This is a genomic window from Pseudomonadota bacterium (genome assembly GCA_010028905.1).
Lineage (GTDB): Bacteria > Vulcanimicrobiota > Xenobia > RGZZ01 > RGZZ01 > RGZZ01.
This window is the reverse complement of the sequence record RGZZ01000555.1, coordinates 1-3,027: the sequence shown is the minus strand read 5'-3', so window position 1 is coordinate 3,027 and position 3,027 is coordinate 1. Positions and strand designations below refer to the sequence as shown.

2 protein-coding genes are annotated in these 3,027 nt (G+C 64.9%); both read right to left on the bottom strand.

Features of this window, described 5'->3' with window-relative positions; all coding sequences use genetic code 11:
- A partial coding sequence (locus EB084_22735) for a hypothetical protein (protein NDD31082.1) occupies positions 1–1,111 on the bottom strand: 1,111 nt, incomplete at its 3' end.
- Positions 1,112–1,258: 147 nt separating this feature from the next.
- Positions 1,259–2,578: a hypothetical protein gene (locus EB084_22730; GenBank protein ID NDD31081.1), complete on the bottom strand. Its 1,320-nt coding sequence runs from the start codon at positions 2,576–2,578 to the stop codon at positions 1,259–1,261.
- Positions 2,579–3,027 lie beyond the last annotated feature (449 nt).

Genomic DNA, 3,027 nt, shown 5'->3' with positions numbered 1-3,027 from the left:
GCTCGGTGGGGGCGGAAGGCTCGAATGCGAGCCTGGCAGGACGCTCGACCCTGGAAGGTTCTGGTTCTCGGCGCGGGTAGAGAAGCTCGGCGGCCGCAGTCTCCTGCGCCTTTGCGATGTCTTTCCACCGATGTGCGTCGGTCTCCAGGAATTCCACGTTCGAGTGCTGGATCTTGAACTGGCCGTCGACGTAGGCGATGAGATCAAGGCCGTCGCGCTCATTGAACGAGAAATCGAACTCGATTTTCAGCTGCTCCAGCGGACGCAGATCGGCCTGTGATTTGAGCCGATCGTCAAAGCTCTTGATCAGCAGGAACGGGGTCGGCCGCGTCCGGATGGCCACGAAGTCGCGGCCCAGGTGAATAATGTCATAGTCGACGGCGGGTGGAGTGAGACGGTACTGCTCTCCCTCGATCGTCACCAGGATTAGCTCGCGCTCGTTCTCGTTGGAGGCATCGACCAGCGCGGTGCCGTCCCGGCTCACCTTCAGCGCGTGGATCCGGCTGTTCCCCAGACCGAAGCTGTGGTAGACGGTCTGTGAGGGGACATGAACCACCTCGAGGCGGATCTTGTTGCCGCTCTTCTCCGGCTCGGCCATCACGATCCAGGTGAAGTCGCTCGAGATCTCCCACAGGAACTTCTGGGGATTCTTCGTGGACGCCGTGCACTTGTAGAACGAAGAGTCGGTGCCATCGACGAGGTTGTAGAAGATGAGCTCGTGGCTGGTGGTGTCCGGATTGGACTTGTTCGCCGAGAGGAACTCGAAGATCTTCTGCGTCACGCGGGTCTGCAGGCTTGCCCGTTCGAGGCAGATGCTGCGACCTTCGGGTGACATCGCCACCTTCGAGAGCTGGGAGGACGCAGAGCCCATCGATGCGCGCGACCAGCGCTTTATGGGGCTCTCGACCGTGTTTCCGCTGTGGTCGTAGACGAACACCCCATCTGGCGCGTGGATGTAGACGTGCCCGTTCGTGCCGACGCCGAGAAGCGTGAACACGTCGAAGGGGAGCTCCATCTCCCACTGTATCGCGCCGTCGCGCGTGTAGAGAAGAACCCCCTCTAAAACGCCAACGAAGTAACGCGAGTTGCTGCTTCCGACGAAGGTGCTCACGTTCTGCTCTTCGACTCCAGCCCCGTCAGTCTGTGGTGGTTCAGGGGCGACAGGCGTCCGCGGAGGGTTCGGCTGTCACCGTGCCGCGTTCAAGGGTCTGGCTATGTTCGCGAGTGCTCGGCGTGGTTCCCTTCAGACCGTGGCGTTTTACGAACGCGGGATGAGAACCACCGGGGTCTGCTCGCCGGCATTGCCCTGGGGATTGTCGATGAGCGCTGATACGACGAGATCGCGCAGGCTCGGGTCGGTGACCGCCAGCACGGCGACCTTCTTCAGATCGTTTGCATCAACCACGGCGCACTCGAGACCGAACCGCCGCTTGATCTCGTCGACCGCCTCGCGGACGTCGACCGGACCCAGCACCACGTATTTGTCGAAGGGGGCCAGGGTGCCCGACGCGTCGTCGATGGTGGCCACGTCTTCCCCCGCCACGCGGTAGAAGTCTCCCGACCGGCCCACCAGCTTTCCGGCGACGCCTGCCACGAGGGCAGCGACCATGCGACCCGTTCCGCACACGCGGAAGGCCATCTCCATGCCGTACGGCGTGGAGAGGCTCGAGTCGGCGCCCATCATGCGGCACGCCTTGCGGGCGAGCCAGCGCGGCTGGAGCTCTTCCACGTGGTAGAGCCGGCCCTGCATGATGGCAAGTGCGCTCTCTGCGATGGCCACGAGGTCGCCCGGCTTCGCCTGCGGCACGATGTATCGCTCCACCACCTCCGCGAAGCGGTCTCGCGGCGTGAGGATGTGCGTGCGGACGGGCTGCGCCACGCCCACCACGCGCTCGCGCTTCGAGGCCCGAGGGGCGTCTTCGGACGGCGACTCGCGCTCGAGGACGGCGATGCGCGTGCCGTCTGCGCTGTCTGCGGACCCTTCTGCCTTGGTGCTTCCGGCGTGCGTGGGAGAGGCGGTGAGCACGGTTGCGGACTCGCCGTCCCGGGCGCGGCTGACGCGGTAGGTGAACTCGGTGCGGCGATGCGCAAGGGGGCTGCGCATGTAGAACGAGTGCTTGATCTCAAGGATGAAGTGCTCGAGGTCGCGCAGCCGCTGCAGGACGTCGCCCTCTCCGCGCACGTGGATCTCCATGTCGAGCCGAAGGGGGTCGCCCTGCTTGTACATGATGGCTTCGAAGTAGCCGTCGTCTCTAGGCAGGAGCGAGTTGCTGACCTTCACCTCGAAATCGAGCCCGCGATAGCGGTCTCCGTCCGGCAGCAGGCGCGCCGTGGCATCGAGCACGCAGCCCTGCTGGCGTCCGCGATTGACGAAGGGCAGGCTGGCGGTGAGCACGACGTGCCCGCTCGAGACCTCGCGCTTCACGAGATTGCCTGCGGCGTCGGTATCGATGTGGATGTCGGCGTCACCCCGGCGGCGCATCGCCATCTCGGCGGCGCCGGCCAGTCCGGCAACGATGGCGGCGCCACCGACGGCCGAGGTGATCCAGCGGGATGGGTTCTCTTGCATGTTGTGCATCGGTCTCTGCTCGACTTGAGAAAGGTTCATTTTCTGATGGAACCGTCTACTTCGGCCTGCGGCCTGCGATTCCTGTCTGTGGCGGCAGGTTCCGTCGGCCTCGGAAGGCGAGGTGTCACCGCCACCGTCAGTGCCGCCGCGAGGGGCCTGGTGTGGCGGCCACACGTTCCCGCGAGCGCGGTTGTGAACGCCATTCGCCTCGTATTCTGAGGGGACGGCCGATGGCCCCACGAACTGAATATCAATGTCCCCCACGGTGTCGTGGTGGACAGAGGGTTGTCCCTCACGGTGGCGTGGTGGACAGGCCCCGTGAGCTCCCGTTCGTGCGGCTCCTCATCAATGTCCCCCACGGTGGCGTGGTGGACAGAGGGTTGTCCCCCGCGGTGGCGTGGTGGACAGGCCCCGTGAGCTCCCGTTCGTGCGGCTCCTCATCAATGTCCCCCACGGTG

Coding starts and splice junctions, on each gene's coding strand:
- EB084_22730 (NDD31081.1), bottom strand. CDS start 2,578: ATGCACAACATGCAAGAGAACCCATCCCGCTGGATCACCTCGGCCGTC.